Source organism: Chromobacterium sp. CCUG 76385 (assembly GCF_059916625.1).
Genome location: NZ_JAUCGU010000001.1, coordinates 148,252 through 168,840, shown reverse-complemented (window position 1 = coordinate 168,840; position 20,589 = coordinate 148,252). Strand labels below are relative to the sequence as shown.

14 protein-coding genes are annotated in these 20,589 nt (G+C 63.1%); 5 read left to right on the top strand and 9 right to left on the bottom strand.

Annotation, left to right across the window (positions count from 1 at the left end; genetic code table 11):
• Positions 1-57: 57 nt before the first annotated feature.
• On the top strand, positions 58-960 hold the full coding sequence (gene prmB, locus QUG01_RS00765; protein ID WP_500828444.1) for a 50S ribosomal protein L3 N(5)-glutamine methyltransferase: 903 nt from the start codon (positions 58-60) through the stop codon (positions 958-960).
• Between the two features lie 325 nt (positions 961-1,285).
• A complete protein-coding gene (locus QUG01_RS00760; protein WP_500828443.1) occupies positions 1,286-2,293 on the top strand; it encodes a substrate-binding domain-containing protein in 1,008 nt (335 codons plus the stop codon).
• Between the two features lie 19 nt (positions 2,294-2,312).
• Here the strand turns inward: QUG01_RS00760 and QUG01_RS00755 are convergent, their stop codons facing one another.
• The 5 genes from QUG01_RS00755 to QUG01_RS00735 form a co-directional block, all read right to left on the bottom strand.
• On the bottom strand, positions 2,313-3,071 hold the full coding sequence (locus QUG01_RS00755; RefSeq protein WP_500828442.1) for a substrate-binding periplasmic protein: 759 nt from the start codon (positions 3,069-3,071) through the stop codon (positions 2,313-2,315).
• 654 nt (positions 3,072-3,725) lie between these two features.
• Positions 3,726-4,793 (bottom strand): sulfotransferase family protein, encoded by a 1,068-nt coding sequence (locus QUG01_RS00750; protein ID WP_500828441.1) that lies wholly within the window; start codon positions 4,791-4,793, stop codon positions 3,726-3,728.
• On the bottom strand, positions 4,777-5,436 hold the full coding sequence (gene cysC / locus QUG01_RS00745; RefSeq protein ID WP_500828440.1) for an adenylyl-sulfate kinase: 660 nt from the start codon (positions 5,434-5,436) through the stop codon (positions 4,777-4,779). Before cysC ends, QUG01_RS00750 begins: the two co-directional genes overlap by 17 nt.
• 289 nt (positions 5,437-5,725) lie before the next feature.
• Positions 5,726-7,537 (bottom strand): DUF1302 domain-containing protein, encoded by a 1,812-nt coding sequence (locus QUG01_RS00740; protein WP_500828439.1) that lies wholly within the window; start codon positions 7,535-7,537, stop codon positions 5,726-5,728.
• A 56-nt stretch (positions 7,538-7,593) separates the two neighbouring features.
• Positions 7,594-8,775, bottom strand: a complete 1,182-nt coding sequence (locus QUG01_RS00735) for a M20 aminoacylase family protein (RefSeq protein ID WP_500828438.1) — start codon at positions 8,773-8,775, stop codon at positions 7,594-7,596.
• Between the two features lie 275 nt (positions 8,776-9,050).
• On the opposite strand from QUG01_RS00735, the gene QUG01_RS00730 reads away from it, so the two are divergent.
• Positions 9,051-10,103, top strand: a complete 1,053-nt coding sequence (locus tag QUG01_RS00730) for a GlxA family transcriptional regulator (RefSeq protein WP_500828437.1) — start codon at positions 9,051-9,053, stop codon at positions 10,101-10,103.
• Here the strand turns inward: QUG01_RS00730 and QUG01_RS00725 are convergent.
• Positions 10,100-10,612 (bottom strand): PraA/PraB family alkane oxidation protein activator, encoded by a 513-nt coding sequence (locus QUG01_RS00725; protein WP_500828436.1) that lies wholly within the window; start codon positions 10,610-10,612, stop codon positions 10,100-10,102. The genes QUG01_RS00730 and QUG01_RS00725 overlap by 4 nt on opposite strands.
• 470 nt (positions 10,613-11,082) lie before the next feature.
• On the opposite strand from QUG01_RS00725, the gene QUG01_RS00720 reads away from it, so the two are divergent.
• Positions 11,083-11,682, top strand: coding sequence for an ATP phosphoribosyltransferase regulatory subunit (locus tag QUG01_RS00720; protein WP_500828627.1), 600 nt, complete (start codon positions 11,083-11,085; stop codon positions 11,680-11,682).
• Between the two features lie 5 nt (positions 11,683-11,687).
• On the opposite strand, the gene tldD is transcribed toward QUG01_RS00720, so the two are convergent.
• Genes tldD through QUG01_RS00705 form a run of 3 tightly spaced genes read right to left on the bottom strand, consistent with a single transcriptional unit; the run spans position 11,688 to position 17,776 of the window.
• On the bottom strand, positions 11,688-13,130 hold the full coding sequence (gene tldD, locus QUG01_RS00715) for a metalloprotease TldD (RefSeq protein WP_103321567.1): 1,443 nt from the start codon (positions 13,128-13,130) through the stop codon (positions 11,688-11,690).
• 9 nt (positions 13,131-13,139) lie between these two features.
• Positions 13,140-13,946, bottom strand: coding sequence for a carbon-nitrogen hydrolase family protein (locus QUG01_RS00710; protein WP_439646999.1), 807 nt, complete (start codon positions 13,944-13,946; stop codon positions 13,140-13,142).
• Complete coding sequence (locus tag QUG01_RS00705) at positions 13,946-17,776, bottom strand: YhdP family protein (RefSeq protein WP_500828435.1); 3,831 nt, start codon at positions 17,774-17,776, stop codon at positions 13,946-13,948. The genes QUG01_RS00710 and QUG01_RS00705 overlap by 1 nt, the downstream gene beginning before the upstream one ends.
• A gap of 122 nt (positions 17,777-17,898) precedes the next feature.
• Between QUG01_RS00705 and glnE the strand changes: the two genes are divergently transcribed.
• Complete coding sequence (gene glnE / locus QUG01_RS00700) at positions 17,899-20,583, top strand: bifunctional [glutamate--ammonia ligase]-adenylyl-L-tyrosine phosphorylase/[glutamate--ammonia-ligase] adenylyltransferase (RefSeq protein ID WP_500828434.1); 2,685 nt, start codon at positions 17,899-17,901, stop codon at positions 20,581-20,583.
• The last annotated feature ends 6 nt before the right edge of the window (positions 20,584-20,589 follow it).

Here is a 20,589-nt window from a genome sequence, read left to right as displayed (position 1 = left end):
ACCAAGCTATCAGGGGACATGGGCCATCCATGTCCCCGTTGCATTGAAAGGACTGTCATGTACCAATTGGCCGCAAGCCACTTCTCCACCGTGCGCGACTTGCTGCGTTTCGCCGTGTCGCGTTTCAACGATGCCGGACTGACCTATGGCCACGGCACCCATAACGCGCACGATGAGGCGGTCTATCTGATCCTGTCCGCGCTGCAGCTGCCGATCGACACCCTGGATCCGTATCTGGACGCCAAGCTGCTGCCGGAAGAAGTGGAACGCACGCTGGAGCTGATCCGCCGCCGCGCCGAAGACAAAGTGCCGGTTGCCTACCTGACCAACGAAGCCTGGCAGGGCGAGTTCAATTTCTATGTCGACGAACGCGTGCTGGTGCCGCGCTCCTTCATTTACGAGCTGCTGGGCGAACCGCTGGCGCCGTGGATCGAACATCCTGAACTGGTGCACCGCGCGCTGGACCTGTGCACCGGCTCCGGATGCCTGGCCATCCAGCTGGCCCACCACTATCCGGACGCCGAGATCGACGCCGTCGACATCTCGCTGGACGCGCTGGAAGTGGCGGCAATCAACGTTGAGCACTACGGCCTGGAAGACCGGATCAACTTGATCCACACCGACATGTTCGAAGGCCTGGAAGACAAGTACGATTTGATCATCTCCAACCCACCGTATGTCGACGCCGAATCGGTCGACGCGCTGCCGGAGGAGTACCTGCACGAACCGGAAATCGCCCTCGGCTCCGGCGAGGACGGATTGGACGCCACCCGCGAAATCCTGCGCCGCGCGCCGGATTTCCTGAACGAGCGCGGCGTGCTGATGGTGGAAATCGGCCACAACCGCGACATGCTGGAAGAATGCTTCCCCACCCTGCCCTTCATGTGGATGGAAACGCAGAGCGGCGACGGCTTTGTTTTCCTGCTGACGCGTGAAGATTTGGTTTCGGCCAAAATCTAAACAGACCAAAAAGCCGCCAGACTAAAGGGTTTGGCGGCTTTTTTCATTCCATCCCGGTTCGGGTGGTAACCGTGACAGTCGGGCGGCGCCTGAAATACCGTTTCGCAGGCAAGAAAAATTCCGGCCCTGGAGGCCTATCCGGGAGCGCCGCTCAAGGACGCACCACTAAAGCACATGAAGCACGCCACCTGCCAGCCGCTTCGAGCATCCACCACGCGCAGCCCAAGCGGTCTTTGCCAGATCCAGGGCAGGCAGTGGCATCTTGGACGAAACTTTCTAGAATAAGAAATCATCACTGAAGATTATCGCCAGCAGGGAGTGCAAGGTGAATAGCGACGCGATTTCAACAACCAGCCCATCGGGCTTGGCCTCCTTGCTCCGCTACGGCCTCAAAGCCGTCTTCACGACATTGCTCGGGCTCGGCCCCTGTAGCGGCCATGCAGCTGAACTCGTCTACATTACCGCCAAAGCGGATTTGCCCTTCTGGGATACCGTTGGCAAGGGTGTCAAATCGGTCGCGGACGCGAATGGTTATACTTTTTCGGAACTAGACAGCAGACTCAGCGCAGACACACAGCTCAACAATGTGCGCCAAGCCATTGCCCGCAAGGCTATCGGCATCGTGATTTCGCCAACCAACAGCCAATCGGCCGAGGATGCGCTCTTGCTGGCCAAGCGCGCCAATATTCCCATCGCCATCGCGGACATTGGCACCAATGGAGGCGACTATGTCAGTTTCGTCAAATCGGACAATTACCGCGGCGCATACGACGTTGGCGTCGAGCTGGCCTCTGCGATGAAAGCACGCGGCTGGAACAATGGCAGCTATGGCATGGTCACCATTGAGCTGACTCGCAAGAACGGGCAGGATCGAACCAATGGCTTTCGTGACGCGATGACAGACGCCGGCTTTGCAGCCGAAACGGTTCTGCGGCAAATGAAAGATTACTCAGCCGAAGAAACCTATCGCTATACCAAGGAGATTCTGGCGACCCATCCGAAAATACGGGGATTTTTCATCGAAACCGACCAGCCAGTGGATGGCGCTGCACGCGCCATCAAGGAAGCCGGCAAGGAAACGCAGATATTGCTCGTATCCTTCGACGCCATGCCCGCAGTCGCCCAATTGCTCAAAAACGATGTTCTCATTGCCGTCGGCATGCAGCAACCTTTTCTGATGGGAAGCTCCGCGGCCGGCGCACTGGTTTCGTATCTGCACGGGCACAAGCCGGCGAAAGAGATTCTGGTGCCGATTCTGGTGGCGACCGCCCGGAATGTGGACAAGCTGATGCCGGTAGCAGCAAAAACGGTTTTTGGAAAATCAGCCAAATAAGCCGGGCCAACACGGCCATTTACGGGGTCATGCGCGTCATCTCATCATTACGGATCAAGTCACGAATGGTGGCATTGAATGACCGTTGCAGGTAGCGTCCATCGGGCAGCGCGCGGCTGAGTTCGAAATGAAGGCCTGTCGGAACGTCGCCAGGCAAGTCCAGACGCCGAATGCTTGGCATGGTAAACAGGTCTCTCAGCCCCGCGTCGTGCGCGGAAAGGCTGTCCACCACCTCGCGGATATCAATGAAAACATCGCAGCGCCCCTCGGCGATCTTGCTGATGGCATTGCGTTGATTTTTTGAACCGGTATCCTGGCGATTCTGCGCGATCCCGAAGGCATCAAGACGACTGCCAAACAGCCCGCACACCATGTAGCGCTTAAGATCCGCCGACGAGTGCAGCAAGGCTCCGCCTGGATGCTTCTGCGCAGAGTAAAAATACACATGGTGAATCTCTGCGTACGCATCGGTAGCCAGAAACCGCTTGGCATCCAACTCCCGGCTTGGAACGTTGATGGCAATATCGCGCTGGCCGTAGGCAACGGTTTCCAGGCAGCGACGCCAGGGCAGCCGCTCGACGACTGCGGGTTCGCGCCCGGCACGCATGAGGCTGCGCTGCAATACATTGATGGCCAAGCCTGTGTTCTGGGCCCCGCCCGCAAAGCCCGCCAAGGACGTAAATACGAAGGGGGGCAAGTCCGCGTCGGAGGCGCAAGCACGCAGTGGCGAGCCCTGAGCCGCCGTGGAAGCCATGGCAAGCACCACCACCAGCCCCATGGCCGACCAGCATGGCTCACTACCCTTTTGTCCCCGCCCCAGCTGCGCGCGCCACATATCCCCTTTGCCCCTGCCTGAATTCACCATGCCAACAACGCAATGCGCACCCGCAATCAGTCAACCCCGCTCATGGCGATATCGATGCCCAATCGTGCGGCCCATTGCAATGACCTTTTCTGTCAATTGTAGCCATCATCTCCACTACTGCCGCGAGGGGTTCGAGTCGGCCAAGATCGTGGCGGACATCGCCATGAATTGAATCCGCGAGGTGCGGGACGCTTCGCCTTGTCGCGCATGGCTCGCGGCGGTGCCCGCCCGCGCCAAGTCCTGTTGATCTGGTCCACGCGAAGTCTGCATCGCGGCGCTGTTTGCTTCGTACACCGGCCGCAACCGGTGCCAGGACAATGAAAAAGCGCCTCTTGCGAGAGGCGCTTTTTTCTTTGGCAATGGCGCGGGCTGCGGCTTGTCGCGGCTACCGTTCTCGGTAAAAGTTGGGCTTCGCAAGCTTGGCCCGACCCATGGCCCTCATATGAATGGCACTTCGAGGGTAGTAGCTACCTCGGCCAAGACAGCCCACTCAGCGTGGTGGTGCAGCATGCGCTGGCCATCAATGGGATTCCTGCGTGTTTGAGACTTAGCGCCAGCCAAATCCGATCACATCTCCTGGAAAGACTGCTCCAACTGGCGGTCGCGCTGCAGCCGCCGCCGAATTCCAGCCAAATAATCGGCCCGGCACTGCCGCAGAATGTAATCACGGTAATTGTCGCGGCGCAAATCGCCCCAGGCTTGCGCGCGGGCTTTCAAGGAACGGATTTCCGCCGCCTTGATCAACTCATCGCTCAACGGCAATTGCGCGGCCGTCAGCATGGTGTAGCCATAACGCTCCATATAGTCGCGGCACGCCGTTTCGATGATTTCGATCTCGCGCATCGACAATTGCTGCTTGAACTTGTCGGCATGCGCGGCAATCGGCGGGAAATGGTTGGATGACCACAAGGATGATAGTTGCGCAATCTTCGCCGCCTCGGTCGAGCTGCCGATGTCCAGCATCTGCGGCAAAAAGGCGATGCCGAAGAAATCGCATACCTGGCGCAGCACCGTCTGCTGATCCAGCAGAAAATCCTCATAGCGTATCGTCAGCACTTTGTCCGGATGCTCGGCCAATAGGCGATCCGCCGCCTTGTACGCCGCTAACCAGATACGCACATTGAGCACAGTATCGAAATCGTGAATGATCGCCCGATTGATCGACGCGATCTGGGCGCGCGGATCGCGCACCACGTTCAAAAAACGCATATTCGGGAACAGCCGCAACAGCTCATCGGCGTAGCACACGCAATCCAGCGACTTATCCATCACCACCCTGGCCTGCTGCTTCTCGCCGGCGCGCAACAACAACTCCCAAGCGATGCGGTGCACGCTGCGCGGCTGCTCGGCCAGGGACTCAAACACTTCCACCGGGTCGAACGCGATATCCGGCCATTTCACCATGCTTGCCGCCTGCAAGCCCACCATATCCACCACCAACTGGAAATAATTGCGATCCTCGGACAGGTCGCCGTACAGCGGCAGCAATGGCATCAGATCGACGATATGCAGCGGATATGGCGAATAGAACTCTCGGCTGAAATTCAGCCGTAGCCGCAGCGCGTGGCTGCCGCAGCGCCGCAATGGAATCATCAACACCGGCAGCGGCCGGCGCGTTTCAGATGAAGTAATCATGTTTAGCCCCTTCTCCCAAGCTCGCAGGTCCACAACAGCCCAGCACCAAACCAAACAGGCTGTTCACCGACTCTTCCAACCTGAGCGAGCCGGCATCCAGCGCCAAGGCTGGATGCAATGGCGGCTCGTACGGGGCGGAAATGCCGGTGAAATGGGCGACCTGCCCCGCCCTGGCCTTGGCGTACAGACCCTTGCAGTCGCGTGCCTCACAAACGTTCAGCGCGGTGCTGACATAAATCTCGGCAAAACATCGCTCGCCAATGATTTCGCGCGCCATTTCCCGGTCGCTGCGGAAAGGCGAAATGCAGGCGCACACCACAATCATCCCGGCATCGTTCATCAGCCGCGCCACCTCAGCCATGCGCCGGATATTCTCCCTCCGGTCCACGGCGGAAAACCCCAAGTCGCGATTCAAGCCATGGCGCAGATTGTCTCCATCCAGCACGGTCGACGACATGCCGGCATGCACCAGCCGGTCTTCCAGCGCATAGGCAATGGTGGATTTGCCCGCGCCGCTGAGGCCTGTCAGCCAAAGGGTCAAAGCCGCATGGCCGAACAAGCGCTGCCTGTCCGCCAGCCGGATGCGGCCGCGAGTCCTGAAAATATTGGCCGGAAGGCCTGCATTAGGAGAAAGCGTAGTCATGATCCCACCCTTGCCGTGAGCAGATGCAAACCAAGGGAAAGGACAAGAGATTTGCAGCAGTCACGCGCTGGATATATTGGTCATAGCGCGTATCCAACGGAAAATACCAATGAAAAAGTCCATATTAGTATTTGCACGGATCATTCGATTCATATTTAAGATCAGACCGCCATTCATATGTATTATTTTCAAATCGGCCACGCTGAAATCATGCGGCATCGTCCTGCGCCAAGACCGGCCCATCCCCTGCAGTAAAAAAGCGGCGCGGCCCCAAGCCGCGCCGCCGCCATTAAAATTTGATCCCTGCGCTCACCATCGCCAGGCTGCGATCAGACTGTGTGTTGTATTGGCCGCCGGCCGTGGCCAGATACAGCAGCTCAAACTGATAGCGTTTGCGGTATTCCGCCCGCACTCGCCACAACATGCTGTGCCGCTCTTCGATGAACTGGCCGTCATGCGAATAGCCCTTCACGTCATACGCCAGCAGCAGCGACGGCATCAGCTCCCAGCCTGGCAGCACGCCGCCATAGCGCTCCTCCAGCTTGCCGCGCACGCCCCACGCCATAGGCGTGACGAAGCCATCCAGCGCGCAGCTCGGGCTGGTCCCGCCACAGGACGGCGCGGCGGCGCTGGACGCCTGGCCAAAACCCACGCGGCCATAGCGCATCACATAGGGATCAGGCAAACCCGCCAGGTATTTCATGCCCACTTCGCCGGACAGCGTCGCATCGCCGCCCAGCAGCCGCCCCAGCGGCTGCGTCGCCCCCAAATTGAACTGGCTGCTATGGAAGGTATCGTAGCCGCGCGCCACATAGCCGGTCGGCGTGTGCGCCAAGTAGCCAAGCGGGCCGCTGCCGCTCAGCACGCCATACAGAAAATCGGCTCCGTTCCAGGCCACCGGCTGATTGGGGCGATAGCTGAACTCGCTGTAGATGCCGGTGCCGCTGGGCAGGCGGGTCTTGAAATTGATGGCGAACATATGGATGTCGTCCGGGAAACTGCGGCGATACACCCCCGCAATGCCGGTCGGCTGGGCCAGGCCCAGATTGGCCGCAGCCGGCAACAGCACGCCGGGACCGGTGCGTATCATCTGGGTGACGCTCTCCGGGCCGGTCTGATTGGAATAAAACAGCCCCAGCTGGCCGATATTGTCCAGCAGATAGCTCAAGCTCAGGCCGTACTCGCCGCCATAGGGCTTGTCGTCGGCGACGCGCGCAATGTAATCCAGCGGATTGGCGGCCGATTGCTGATCGCTGGTGACGATGTTCCGTCTTCGCAGCAAGCTCAGCAGGCTGCCGTTCAGCGTCAACTTGTCGCAGCCAGGCTGGGCATAGTCATTGCCGGAGTAGAACGTGCCGCAGGCCGGATAAGCATTCGGCTTGAACTGAAACTGGTAATAGCCGTCCACAGCCAGCTTGGGCGTCACATCCAACTTGGCGTACAAAGATGGCGCCGGGATGCTGACCATCTCCGGAATGGTGCCGGCGCGGCCCAGCGCGTTGAAATCCATCGCATTGACGCGCTGGATGCCACCCAGAATGGTGGTGGGCGTCACCCAAGGGATGACCTGCTGCCCCAGCCTAAGCGACAGCGACGATTGCCCCAGCTGCGCGCGCCCATAAAAGTAGGCGTCATCCAGCGCCAAGCCGCCGAAACGATCCAGCTGGGTAAAACCGCTGTCATTCAACTGCGCGCCTGGCTGATAGCCGTTGGGCGAATGGCCATGCGGCACGCCTTTGTGGCTCAGTCCGTAGTCGTACCAGGCCTTGGCGCTGACAAACACGCCCACGTCGCGGTAGCTCAGATCGCCCTGCAGATAGCCCTGCCAGGCTTCGGAAATCACATCTCCCTTGCGGTAATTCAAATCGCCGTCGTTCAGCGTGTCCATCGCATTGGCGTGACCGGTGAAGGTCGGATCAGGATTATCCATTCGATAAACGCTGCCGACCGACATCGCCCCCTTCATCGCCAACCGCGCCCCGCCCAGGTCGAAGCGGCTCCCCTCGCCCAAGCCGGAAGGCAGCGTACTGACCGTGATGTCCCCCGCCCGACTGGCGCCCGCCCACAGCAGCAGGCTCAGACAGATGATGGTTCTCCTCATATCGCTCTCCTTTGTTTGTTGTCGTCACCGCGCCGACAACGGCGCGGTGCATGCTGCTATCCGCGCAGGAATGCCTCGGCCAATCTGGCCCAGTAACTGGCGCCTACGCTGAGAATTTCGTCGTTGAAGTCGTAACCAGGGTTGTGGATCATGCAGCCGCCCTTGCTGCCTATGCCGTTGCCCAGTACCACGTAGCAGCCGGGCACCTGCTCCAGCATCCAGGAGAAGTCGTCCCCGCCCATCGCGCCTGCCGGCAACGGCACGATTCCCTGCGGACCGACCATCGCTTCGGCCACCTCGCGCGCAATGCGGGTTTCCGCCGGGGAGTTGACCAGCACCCGCGTCACCGGCTGCCAGACAATCTCGGCCGTCACGCCGAAGCTCTGCGCCTGCAGCGTCACCAGCTCGCGCAGGCGCTGCTCGATCTGCTGCTGCACGGCGGAGCTGAAAGTGCGCACCGTCAGCTCCAGCCGCGCGCTATCCGGAATCACATTGCAGGCGGAACCGGCCAGTGCCGCGCCTATCGTCACCACCGCCGGCTGATCGGGCGCCAGGTTGCGCGACACGATGGTCTGCAGCGAGAGGATGACGGAGGCCATCGCCACGACGGGATCGACGCAGGTATGCGGCATGCCGCCATGGCCGCCCTTGCCGGTCAGCGTGATGGTCACCGAATCGGCGGAGGCCGCCAGCACGCCCGGCTGTACGACGAAACTGCCGGCCGGCAGCGTGGGGCCGTTATGCAGCGCGAACACCGCGTCGCAAGGGAAACGATCGAACAAGCCTTCCGCCATCATGCGCGCCGCGCCGCCTTGTCCCTCCTCGGCTGGCTGGAAAATCAAATTCAGCGTGCCGTCGAAATCGCGGGACTGCGCCAGATAACGCGCCGCCGCCAGCAGGATGGCCGTATGGCCGTCGTGGCCGCAGGCATGCATCTTGCCGGGCAATCTGCTGGCGTAAGGCAGACCCGTCTCTTCGTGTATGGGCAAGGCATCCATGTCGGCGCGGATGCCCAGGCGACGGGATCCGCGGCCGCATTGCAACTGGCCGACGACGCCGGTGCCGCCCAGGCCGGCGGTCACGCTATAGCCCCAGCTGCGCAGCGACTCGGCCACCAGCCGGCTGGTGGCTTCCTCCTCGAAACCCAGCTCCGGATGGGCGTGAATGGCCTGGCGGATGGCGATGAACTCTGGCTCGCCGTCACGGATGGCGGCAATGATTCCTTGCGGCTGGGACATAAGAGGCTCCATTTCCAAGAGGAGGAAGAAACAGGCGGAGCGGGCTGGATAGCGCAAACCTGCCGCCTTGAGCACCAGTCTAGAGATGGACTATCGCAATCCTGATCGGCGAAAACCGCCATTAAACAAGCCGTTTTCGCCAGCCAGTTTCATGACATGAAAGTGATGGAAACCTTAGGTTTTCAGTGATGACTAAGGAAATGACAGAAATTTGACATGGACTTTACCGGCGGATTTCGCCAAATTTAAAGCTGAAATCGCCATGGCAGACCATTATGAACGCATGCATAGACCTGCTTTATCTGCCGAATTGCCTCAGCGGCACGCTGTTTTCGGTGATCGATGTGCTGCATGCCGCCAACAAACTGTGGCACCTGCACCATCCGCGGCAACAGAAACCGCTGTTTGGCTGGCGCCTGCTCGATGCCTCCGGCGCCGAGATGGCGCTGCCGCCGTGGCTGGCGCGTCAGCCCGGTCCGATGCCGGCAAATTGCAAAACAGCCTTGCTGGTGCCAGGGCTGGACATGCACAGCGTCCCCCATCTGAAACAGCAGCTGGAGCAGTCGGCGGATGCCCTGGCGCTGATCGCGCGTCGCCACGCCGCCGGCGACGTCATCGCCACCAACTACAACGGCGCCGCCATGCTGGCGCGCGCCGGCGTGCTGAACGGCCGCGACGCCACCATCACCTGGCTGATAGCAGGCTGGTTCTCCAACAGCCACCCCAAGGTAAAGTTGCTGATGGACCGCCCGGTCACGGTGGACGGCAATATCATCTGCAGCGGCGCGCCGGCCTCCATCATCGAATTGGCGGTGGAGCTGGTGCGCCACTTCGCCGGCGAAATCTTGGCGCAAAGCTGCGCCAACGGCCTGCTATATCAAGCCGCCCGCTTCGAACAATCTGGCCAGACGCTGTCGCTGCTGAATACCTCCACCCGTGACAGCGCGGTTTTCAAGGCCCGCCGCTGGCTGGAACAACATGTGGCGGAACCCTACGATCTGGAAAAGGTGGCCGCCGCCGCCGCGGTCAGCAGCCGCACCCTGCTGCGCCACTTCCGCGAAGTGGCGGACATGACGCCGCTGGACTACCTGCACCAGTTGCGCGTGGAACGCGCCAAGCTATTGCTGGAAGTCACAACAGTAGACCTGCCGGGCATCGTCGAACAATGCGGCTATGAGGACGCCAGCGCCTTTCGCCGCCTGTTCCGCCGGCTGACCGGCCTCACCCCCACCGCCTACCGCCGCGCCTACGCCTTGCGCGCCGCTCGGCGCTGGTGGCGGGCAGAGGACGAGATGCCCACGCCTCGCCCGCTCCGCACGGACGGCTAAGGCGTTACATGCATGTACGGCGTGGTGTTCAGCTTGGCGGAAATCGAGCAGCCGCCAGCCAAGGGCGCGGAGGAGAGGCCTATGGTGGTTTCGCTGCCGTTATCGCCTATCGTGCCCGCGATCTGGCTTGGCCCGCATTGACCGCCCAGGATAGGCGCCTGGACGTCCACCATCACGCCGACGATGGCCAGCTGATTCTGCGCCGTCACTCGCCCCACCCACGGCGTGGCGGCGGTGGCGCTGGCCTTGATCATCCGGCATACCGGAATGCCCTTGAACGCGGCGCTGGTGATCCGGATATTGCCGACGCCATCCACCGTGCCGCTGAACACGGCGTTGCAATCGACATCCACCCCGCCCTTGCTGACCGTGGCCGGCCCCACTGCGGAAAACGGAATGGCCGCGCCGCCAGGACCCGGCGGCGTAATGGTCACGGCGTCTGCGGATGCGACACAGCCCAATGCCAGCGCCAATGCCGCGCCGGCCTGAATCTTGCTGATCTTGCTCATCTCGGAATTCCCATCTTATGTTTGTCAGAGGCGAAATCGCGGCCGCCGGCCCCGACTTCGAAACACAAAATGTCATGATGAAGGCATGAGATGATTGATCTGGATCAGCCTGCGGTCCAACCGTCCAGAGCGCCTGGCTTTAAGGTCAGCCTTATCAGGGGCTTGACATGCCGAGCGAGCGGCAACATGATAAAGGCATGAAAACTTCTCTCCGCCATCGCCACCACCATCACGGCCAGCCCAAGCGCGCCGGGCGGGTGCATGTCGATTGAGAGGAGACGCATTAGCTGGCTCATCCCATCCGTCAGCCACCACCACACAGGCGCCGCAAGGCGTCTTTTTTTTATTTCGCGCGACTATCGCGCATGCAAAGGAAAACATCATGGCCATGATCAGAGGCACCCGCATCGTCTGCGGCCGGCAGGCCGCCACCCTTCGCCAACTGGAAAACCGTTTCCGGAGCTGGCTTCATTGACGCAGGCGCGGAAGAAGCCATCCTGCCCGCCTTATGGGGACAAGACACCTACATCGCCAAAACCGGCGGCAGCGAAATACTCGAACAAATGTGGGCCTTCCCGGATCGAAAAGGCAGGCCTTGCTGCCTGATACCGGAGGCCACCGCGCTGTTTCAGGAAAGAACCAAGGAATTTCTGAATGGCCGGCGCGAAGCCAAATTCTTCTATGTCGCGCGCTGTTACCGTTATGAGCGGCCGCAAGCCGGCCGTTATCGGGAATTCACTCAACTGGGCTTCGAGCATCTGAGTGACGACCCGGCGGCGGCCAGCCGCATGAGCCGGCAGCTCTGCCAGGGCTTTCTGGACAGCCTGGGGCTGCGTTATCAGCTCGACAGCGCGGCTCGCCGCGGACTCAGCTACTACCTGAATGGCGAGGGATTCGAAATGCGGGTGCCCGAGCTGGGCGCGCAGAAACAAGTGGTGGGCGGCGCGGCGGCGCCTACCGCGAGGGCGCAGGCTTCGGCATTGGCCTGGACAGGCTGGCGCTTGCGCTTGAGGCGCAAGGCATCCCGCTTTGATGTGCAACGGCCGGGTTGTTGCCCGGCCGCGTCATAAAACGATCAGCCGCCGGTGCCGCCGACGGTCAGCCCGCCGTCTATGCGCAGCGTCGGCTGGCCCACGCCGACCGGCACGCTTTGGCCTTCCTTGCCGCACACGCCGACGCCCTGATCCAGCGCCAGGTCGTTGCCTATCATGGAGACGTAATTCAGCACTTCCGGGCCGCTGCCAATCAAGGTGGCGCCCTTGACCGGATAGCTGAGCTTGCCGTTCTCGATGCGCCACGCCTCGGAAGCTGAGAACACGAACTTGCCGCTGGTGATGTCCACCTGGCCGCCGCCGAAATTCACCGCGTACAGGCCATCCTTGACCGAGGCGATGATTTCCTGCGGATCGCGCTGGCCGGCCAGCATATAGGTATTGGTCATGCGCGGCATCGGAATGCTGGCATACGATTCGCGGCGGCCATTGCCGGTGGGCGCCACCTGCATCAAGCGCGAATTCATCGCGTCCTGCATATAGCCCTTGAGGATGCCATCCTCGATCAACACCGTGCGCTGCGTGGCATTGCCTTCGTCGTCGATGGCCAGCGCGCCGCGGCGTCCGCCCATCACGCCGTCGTCCACCACGGTCACGCCCTGGGCGGCCACCCGCTGGCCCACCATGCCGGAGAAGGCCGAAGTGCCCTTGCGATTGAAATCGCCTTCCAGGCCGTGGCCGATCGCCTCGTGCAGCAGCACGCCGGGCCAACCCGGCCCCAGCACCACCGTCATCTGGCCTGCCGGCGCCGGCCGGGCGTCCAGGTTCACCAGCGCCTGCTTCACCGCCTCGCGCACATAGCGTTCCACCACGGCGTCGTCGAAATAGGCCAGATCGAAACGGCCGCCGCCGCCGGACGAGCCCTGCTCGCGTCGGCCGTTCTGCTCGGCGATCACCATGACGGACAGCCTGACCAGCGGCCGCACGTCGGCGGCGCGCACGCCGTCATGGCGCGCGACGTACACCACGTCATACTCCATGGCGAGGCCAGCCATCACCTGGATCACGCGCGGATCGATGGCCTTGGCCAGCTTCTCCACTTTTTCCAGCAATGCCACCTTGGCCGCGGCCTCCAGGCTGTGGCACGGGTCGATGGACGGATACAGCGACTGAGGCTTGCGCTTCTCCACCGCGCCGGCGCTGCCGTCGCCGCCGACATTGCCGATGGCGCGCACCGCTTCCGCGGCGCGGGTCAGCGCGTCCTGATGGATCGCGTCGGAATAGGCGAAGGCCGTCTTGTCGCCGGCGACGGCGCGCACGCCGACGCCCTGATCGATGCTGAAGCTGCCGGACTTGACGATGCCCTCTTCCAGATGCCAACCCTCGTTGCGGGTGTATTGGAAGTAGAGGTCGGCATAGTCGATGGCGTGATGACGCATATGCGACAGCGTGCGTTCCAGCGCGGCCTCATCCAGGCCGTAGGGTTTGAGCAGCAGATCGTTTGCGATGGTGAAGGCGTCTTGCATGGTGTTCTTTCAGCGTATGACCCGGTGCGCCAACGCGGGCAAGCCGCTACGCACCGAGTGGATCAGTTCGGGATCGAGCTCTGCGGTGACCACGCCCTCGCCGCGCGGCAACTCGGCGAGAATGCGCCCCCAGGGGTCGATGATCATGGTGTGGCCATGGGTATGCCGGCCGTTTTCATGCGTGCCGCCCTGGGCCGAAGCCATCAGGTAGCATTGATTCTCTATCGCCCGCGCTCTGAGCAAAGCCTCCCAATGGGCCTGCCCGGTCGTGGCGGTGAAGGCCGCCGGCAGGATCAGCAGATCGAACGGCGCCAGCAGGCGGAATAGTTCGGGAAAACGCAGGTCGTAACAGATGCCGAGCGCGATGTCGGCCAGCGGCGTCTCGGCCTTGATCGGGGTCTGGCCGGGACGGATGGTGTTGGATTCGCAGTAACTCTCGCCCTGGCCGGTGAAGCCGAACAGGTGGATTTTGTCGTAACGCGCCGCCACTTCGCCCTGCGGGCTGAACAGCAGGCTGCTGTTGTATACCTTGTCCGCCTCCTCGCAGCGCAGCGGCACCGTGCCGCCCAGCAGCCACAAGCCATGGCGGCGCGCCATGTCGGACAGCGCCCGCTGGATCGGACCGTCGCCAAAAGCCTCGCGCAGCGCCACTTTATCGGTATCTTTGGCGCCCATCAGGCAAAAATATTCCGGCAGCACCGCCAGTTGCGCGCCGCGCGCGGCCGCCTCGGCCAGCAGCTGGTCAGCCTTGGCCAGATTGGCCTCCACATTGAGGCCGGACACCATCTGCACCGCAGCGGCGATGAATTTCTGCATCATGGTTTATTTCCTCTGAGCTTGACTGGGTCGCCGACATTCACCCGCTTCACCTGCGGATCCTTCAGCGATCCTGTCACAGAATATTCCAGCGTGAGTATCTTGCCCACCGGATCCTGCAAAACCTTTTGCGCCGCCAAGGTGGCGATGCCCACCACCGGGTTCAGCAAGGCGGCGCCGGCCGCCAGGGCCACGCTCTCGGCGACGTGCGGCACCACCTTCACCTGCAAGGCCTGGGTCTCACGATCCAGATCGACATTGCCGGCGATGCTCACCTCGGCCGCCGGGCTTCTCATCTCAACCTTGTCGGAGCGGAACACGCCATCGCGCACGCTGGCCTTGCCTTGCAGCGCATCAAAGGCGAAACCGTCGCTGAAGACATCAGTAAAGTCCAGCCGAATCCGCCGCGGCAGCGATTGCAGGCTCAACACCCCGAGCAAACGCGCCACGCCAGGATCCACCTTGGCAAAGCGCCCGTTCTTGAAATCCAGCGCCATCTGGCCGGACAGATGCGCGGCGTCCAAATCGCTCAAGCCGCCCGGCCAGCTCAACTGCCCCGACAAACTGCCCTGGCCATTGCGGAACACATCGACTTGGCCAAAACGCTCCAACAATTTGCCGGCATTCGATACGTCCAGCTGGAAACGCGTCTCCACCCGGCCAGCGCCCTGCTCATCCACCCGCGCGCTGCCGGACAGCGTGCCCTCCGGCGCGCTCAGGCGCAAGGGGTCCATCAGCCAGACGCTGCCATTGCGCCGCGCCGTCATGTCCAGTTGGCCGATCTTGCGGTTTTGCAAGGACAGTTCGCCGATGTGCACCTTCATCGCCGGCAACTGCTGCTGGGCGCTGGCGGCGCTTGCCGTTCCCTCCGCTCGCAAAGGCCAGCTCAAGGCCAAGCGCTCCAGGTTGGCCTGCAGCAGACCGCCGCCGCCCCCTAACTGATAGCTGGCAGTGCCATCCGCCTCGCGGGAGCGCAAACCCACGTTCCACAGGCCATTTTGTCCATTGTTCGAAACCTGGGCGTCGGCCTGATGCAACACGAAGCCGGCGAAGCTCAATTCAGGCGTATTCAGTTGCAGCAGCAAGGGCAGGCCGAGCGGCTTGTCGCCGCCATGCGCGTCCAACCGCGACAAACCGCTCCACCACTCGTCCAGCGCCACCTTGGGCAGCTGCGCCCGCACAGCCAGTCCGGAAGACGGCCACTCGCCCGCCCGCCGCCCCACGCCCAGCGCGCCGGCCTGCAAATCGCCATTTTCATTCAGCCGCAGTTTGCCGGCGAGCGCGTCGCCCAGGTCGAACTCCAGCCGCATCCCGCCGCCCAAACGGGCCGGCGCCGGCTGCAACTGCAGTTGCAGCGGCATGGCGCTATTCGCCGTCTTGCCCAACGGCGCCGGCGCGTCCAGCGCCACGCCTTGCAAGGTGCTGTCCAGCTGCAGGCTCTCCAGCCCATCGTGCACGACGAAGCGGCCATCAACCTGCATCCGGCCGGACACCAGCGGCTCCGCCAACGGCAGGTATTGCTGCATCAGCGCCTTGCCGTCCGCCTCGCCGCTCAGCGCGAAGCGCATGCGCTTGTCGGCCGCGGTATGCGCCGTCAGCTTCAGCGGACCGCCAAACGCATGCAGGGTCAGGCCCTTGCTGTCCACGCCGCGTTCGGTGAAGGTCAGCACGCCCTGCGCCCCTTCCAGCGCCGGCAACGGCAATCGCTTGAACTGCAATGCGTTATGCTTGAACTCGAGGTCGCCGCGCACTCGGGTGGACTCATCGCCATCCAAGGGCACGGCCAGTTGCAGCTTCAGGCCGGCCGGCCCTTCCGCCTGGATCTGGCCGGTAAAGCCTCCCAGCCAGCCATCGACCGGACTCTTGGTGGTGAAAGCCAGCATGCGGTCGAGCTGGTCTTCCACCCGGCCATGGATCTTCAGCCACGGCACATCGGCGCCGAGTTGATCTATGGCCACCGTCACGTCCCGCAGCGGCACGCCCACCGTGGACGCGCGCTTGCCTTCCACCAGCATCGATTCGTTGTGGAAGCGCAGCTTGGCGTCGATATCGTCTATCGTCGGCCAGCCAGTTTCATACAGCAGCTTGGCTTTTTCGACATCGGCCTCCACCAAAAACTCGCCGCCATTGCCGCCGGCAAACGGGAATTTTTCCAGATCGCCCTTCAGGTTAAAAGTCAGGTTCTTCGCCACCCCGTCCAGCAGCGCCTTGCTCAGCCAGCTTGTGGTGCGCTCGCCCACCTGATGCGGCAAATAGGAGGGAATGCGCGTCGCCTTGACCGCGTCTATCGTCCCGCTCAGGTCGATCAGGCCGGCGCTGTTGCCGGGATAATGGTAGCTGCCGCTCACTTGGCCGCTCAGGTCCGCATTGGCGAAAACCACTTTGTGCAACGCGATATCCAGCCCTGCGCCCTTCTGCGTCCATTGGACGTCCGCCACCAGCTTGTCAAACGGCAGGCTGTGCCCGAACAATTCCGGATACACCACTTCGGACTGGCCGGTATCCAATTGCAGGCGGCCGCCATGCTCGTCGAACGCCACCTTGCCGCTGACGCCGGACACGCCCGGCACGTCGGCAAACGGTTGCCAGGCCAGCTTTTCGAAACGGGACTTCAGCTTGAAACTGTGCGGCGCCTCCACCGGGCCTTGCCAGCCCACGGTCAGGTCATGCAGAGCGCCGCGCGGCGCGAAGCGGGCGAACAAGGGGTTGCGATCCAGCCCGAGAGCATGGATGAAGGGGTTAAGATTGCCGACATCGACATTATCCAGCGTCAACTCGCCGCCGCCTTGCGCGCCTGGACGCCACTCGCCCTTGATGGAAGACTTGTCGAAGGCCAGCCCGGTGGCGCTGGCCAAGGTTAAATCACTGGCCGCGATGCGGTAGCTGCCGCCCGACTGCCGCTCCAGCTGCAGCTTGCCCTGCAATTGCGGCAACACCAGCTCGCGCGCGCTGGGCGGCGTGTAGGCCGCGTCTCGCACGCTGACATCCGCCTGCAGGCTGTTGATGGCGCCATCGGAAAACGCCATTTCCAGCGTGCCGTCGCCCTCGCCGCTGCGCAGCACGCCCAGATCACGCATATAACGCGACCAGACGCTGGCGCGCGCGCCGTTCAGGGCCACGCGCAGGGTGCCGGACCAATCCTGCCAGCGGTCGATGTCGTCGCCGCGCCAGCCGGCACTCAGTTCGAAGCCCTTGCCCAGCGTGGCTGCCGGCAAACCGGACAATTGCAGCTTATGCCCCAGCAGCGTGCGCTCCAGCAACAGCCGGCCTTGCTGCAGATCCAGCCGCGGCAGGCCCAGGCGCTCATCCACCCAGCTCAGGCGGGCATTGCGGATTTCCAGCGAAGGCTGGCGCAACAGCCAGTTGCCCAGCGCGTTATCATGCGAGGGCCCGCTGCTCAGATCGAAGCCGTTCAGATAGATGACGCCGTTAGGATCGCGGCGCAGCTCCACCGACGGCCCATCGGCCAACACCGACAGCCGCGGCTCCCTCGCCAGCAAGGATGTCCACGATGGCTGCACCGTCACGGCGCTCAAGGTCAGCGCCTGGCCGGAAACCGGATTGGCGATGGACACGCCATTCAATTCAAACCGCGGCGCCACGCCGTCCCATTGGCCGGACAGCCTGGCGATGCCGACCTGATGCCCGAGCGAAGCGGACAGGCTGTTCTCCAGCTGCGGGCGGTACTGATCCAGACGCGGCAGCAGCCAGAAGGTGAAGAGGGCAAAAGCCGCGCACAGCAAGCTGCCGGAAACAGCCAGCGCCGCCGCGAACAGCAAAAGGCCGCGCTTCAACAGGCGCAGCACATGAATATGGGACAACGGCGACAAGGGCTTTTTCAACGATGGCAAACCGTTACAATGGCATGAGTGAGAGATACGGCGCGAAACCGGCTGCAGCCCGCCCCTGGCGCCGCCGTCACCCGGCCACGCGCCAAGCCGTCGGAGCTATTATGCCAGCAAACACGAGTGATGCCATTGCCCGCAGTTGCGAGTTTTCCCAATATTTACACCGTCTGCTGAGCGCCCGCCCCGAGCAAGCCCAGCGCCTGCAGCAAAAATGGCAGCAGCCCTTCACCCTGGACGAAATGCAGACTTTCGTCGACTGGCCGGCATTGACCGCGCCGGAGCAGCAGGCGCCGGCGTTACGCCAGCTGCGTCAGGCGGTCATGGCGCGACTGATCTGCCGCGACCTGAACGGCCTGGCCTCGCTGGACGAAGTCATGAGCACCATCAGCCAGCTGGCGGAATTCGCCGTGCGCCAGGCGCTGGCCTGCGCCGCGGCCGCGCTGACGCAATATGGCCAGCCGATAGGCGAAGACAGCGGCGAGCCGCAGCAGCTCATCGTCATCGGCATGGGCAAGCTGGGCGGCGGCGAACTGAACGTGAGCTCGGACATCGACCTGATCTTCATCTACCCGGAAGGCGGCGAAACCGACGGCGCGCGCCGCATCAGCAACCACGAGTACTTCACCCAATTGGGCAAACGGCTGATCGCGCTGCTCAACGACATCACGCCGGACGGCCAGGTTTTCCGCGTCGACATGCGCCTGCGCCCCTACGGCGACTCCGGCCCGCTGGTGATGAGCTTCGCCGCGCTGGAAAACTACCTGCTGAGCCAGGGCCGCGAGTGGGAGCGCTACGCCTGGATAAAGGCCAAGGCACTGACGGGCGACGCCGAGGCGTTGAACCAGCTGGTGCGGCCCTTCGTCTACCGCAAATATCTGGACTACAACGCCTACGGCGCGATGCGCGAGTTGCACGCCCAAATCCGGCGCGAAGTGGCGCGGCGCGATATGGCGGACAACATCAAGCTCGGCCCCGGCGGCATCCGCGAAGCCGAATTCATCGCCCAGGTGTTCCAGCTGATCCGCGGCGGCCGCGACCGCACCCTGCAGCTGCGCGGCACCCGCGCCACGCTGGACCGGCTGGCCGCGCTGCGGCTGCTGGAGCCGGACGCCGTGGAGGAGCTGCAGGCTGCTTACGCCTTCCTGCGCAATCTGGAGCATCGCCTGCAGTATCTGGACGACCAGCAGACGCAGACCCTGCCCGCCGCGCCAGACACCCGCCAGAAGATCGCCGCCAGCATGGGCTTTGCCGATTGGACCGCATTCGAGGAGGCGCTGGCTGCGGTCCGCGCCAAGGTCAGCCGGCACTTTGAGCAGGTTTTCATCCTGCCTAGCGAAGACAGCCCGGACCACCCGCTGTCCGAGCTATGGCTGGACGTGTCGGAACAGGCGCCGGAGCAGAAGCTGGCCGAACTCGGCTATACCGATCCCCAAGCGGTCGCCCGCCAGCTCAAGGGCCTGGCGCAGAGCCAGCGCTATCTGCAGATGCCGCTGTCCGGCCGCAAGAAGCTGGACGCGCTGATGCCGGCGCTGATCGAAGTGGCCTCGCGCTTCCCCAATGCCGACGACACGTTGTCGCGCATCATCGGCTTGATGGAAGCCATCAGCCGCCGCGCCTCCTACCTGGCGCTGCTGACCGAATACCCGCAGACGCTGCAAAGGCTGGCCTCGCTGTACTCCGCCAGCGCCTGGGTATCGGCCTACCTCAGCCGCCACCCCATCCTGCTGGACGAGCTGCTCGACGTGCGCGTGCTGTACGCCGCGCCGGACTGGCCGCAATTGGCCGCCCAGCTGGAAACGCAGCTGGACCAGGCAGAGGGCGACGTCGAGGCCAAAATGGACGCGCTGCGCCACTTCCAGCACGCCCAGACCTTCCGCCTGGTGGCGCAGGACCTGGCCGGCATGTGGACCTTGGAAGCGCTGTCCGACGAGCTGTCGCGGCTCGCCGACCTGGTGCTGGACGCGGCGGTGCGCCACGCCTGGCGCGACATTCCGGCCCGCCACATCGATACGCCGCGCTTCGCGGTGATTGGCTACGGCAAGCTGGGCGGCAAGGAGCTGGGCTACGCCTCAGACCTCGACATCATCTTCCTGTACGACGACCCGCACCCCGATGCGCCTGACCTGTACTCCCGCCTGGCGCGCAAGCTCTCCACCTGGCTGACCAGCGCCACCGCCGCCGGCGTTCTGTACGACATCGACCTGCGGCTGCGCCCCAACGGCGCCAGCGGCTTGCTGGTCAGTTCCATCGCCGCCTTCCGCCAGTACCAGGAAAACCAGGCCTGGGTATGGGAGCATCAGGCGCTGACGCGCGCCCGCTTCGTCGCCGGCGATGCGGACATCGGCGCGCAGTTCGAGGCCGAGCGCCACGCCATCCTGACACTGCGGCGCGAGCCGGCCAAGCTGCGCGATGAAGTCCTGGCCATGCGCCAACGGATGCTGGAGAGCCATCCCGCGCGCGACGACGACGTCAAGAACGCCCGCGGCGGCATCATAGACATCGAGTTCATCGTGCAGTACCTGATCCTGGCCCACGCCCACCGCCTGCCCGCTTTCACCGGCAATACCGGCAATATCGCCCTGCTGGCTGTGGCTGGGCAGGCCGGACTGATAGACCCGGCGCTGGCGGAACAGGCGCGCGATGGCTACCGCCTGTTCCGACGCCTGCAGCACGCGGCCCGCCTAAACGACAGGCAGAATGTGGACGTGGACGCCGCCTTGCTTGCCGCTTACCACTGCGGCAAACAGCTTTGGCAACAGGTTTTCGAGCAAGCGCTCGATTTTTCCTGACAGCCG